This window comes from Brevundimonas aurantiaca, from assembly GCF_014199955.1.
GTDB classification, from domain to species: Bacteria; Pseudomonadota; Alphaproteobacteria; order Caulobacterales; family Caulobacteraceae; genus Brevundimonas; species Brevundimonas aurantiaca.
Genome location: NZ_JACHOQ010000020.1, coordinates 1 through 1,381, shown reverse-complemented (window position 1 = coordinate 1,381; position 1,381 = coordinate 1). Strand labels below are relative to the sequence as shown.

The window sequence follows — 1,381 nt, the reverse complement described above, 5'->3', positions numbered from 1 at the left end:
CGTGCCCGTCCCCCCTGTCTCGTCTCCCCTTTGCGGCCCCCCCCCCCCCCCCGCCCCGCCCCCCCCCCCCCGCCCCCCCCCCCCCCCCGCCCGCCCCCCCCCCCCCCCCCCCCCCCCCCCCCCCCCGCCCCAACCCCCTCCACCGCTTCGCGGTCCCCCTCCCCCCCTGGGGGAGGAACGTCGCGCGCCATGAAGGGGACGACGGTTGCGGCCTCTCCCTCGTTGCGGGCGCAGTCGGCGAAGGTGCCGTTTCTCAGCCGGTCCAGGCCGATCCGGTCCACGTCGATATCGGCGATCGTCAGATGGTTCTCCAGGGCGAACCGTTCGCCCTCGGCCAGCTTCGTTCCCAGTTCGTGGATGGTCGCCTGACCGTCCCAGGCCAGGTCGGTGGTCGATTCGCCCCAGCCCGAGGCGGTGAAGACATAGGCCGACAGGGTCCGGGCCGAATGGCTGGCGCTCAGCATGGCGCGCTCGTCCGCCTTGCCGATGACGATGTTGGAGGCCGACAGGTTCAGCAGGATGCGCGCCCCCGCCAGGGCCGCCCGGGTCGAGGGGGGCAGGGGCGCCCAATAGTCCTCGCAGATCTCGACCGCAAAGACGAAGCCCGGCCGGTTCGTCGCCTCGAAGATCAGGCCCGGCGCGAAATCCACCGTCTCGCCGTTCAGCCGGATCACATCCTCGGTCCGCGCCGTCGCCGGGGCGAACCAGCGCTTCTCATAATATTCGCGATAGTTGGGCAGATAGGTCTTGGGCACCACGGCCAGCACCTCGCCCCCGCCCATCACCACGGCGCAGTTGAACAGGGCGTCCCCCTGCCGCAGCGGCGCCCCGACCACGGCGATCAGCTCATGCTCGGCCGTGCCCCCCCCGGTCGCCTGGGCCAGGACCGCGACCTGCCGCTCCACCTCGTCCAGCAGGGCCGCCTGCATGTGCAGGTCGTCGATCGCATAGGCTGACAGCGACAGCTCCGGAAACACCATCAGGTCCACACCCTGGTCCGCCGCCTGCCGGATCAGCGCCAGATGCGCCTGAGCGTTCGCGGCCGGATCGCCCACATGGCTGACCGGCGTCGCCGCCGCCACCCGCACGAAGCCGTGGGTCTTGGGCGAGAAAAAGGGGTGGCTCTCGGTCATCACATCGTCCGCATCACCCGGCCCGCGCCGGCCGGACCTCTATAGCGGGGAATGACGTACGGCGGGAATGGTTCGGCGGCCCCATTCCTCCCCCCCCCCCCCCCCCCCCCCCCCCCGGGGGGGGGGGGGGGCCCCGGGGGGGGGGGGGGGGCCCGGCCGCCGACGCCGGCGATGGGTTCGCCCCCCTCAGTCAGCTTCGCTGACAGCTCCCCCGATGGGGGAGCAATGGATCAGACGCGTTCGATGAC

Annotated in this window: 1 protein-coding gene; it reads right to left on the bottom strand. The window is 72.8% G+C overall.

The window, feature by feature from the left end:
• The coding region (locus GGQ93_RS16115) for a nitrilase-related carbon-nitrogen hydrolase (RefSeq protein WP_311734621.1) at positions 1–1,133 on the bottom strand (1,133 nt) is incomplete at its 3' end.
• Positions 1,134–1,381: the final 248 nt, after the last annotated feature.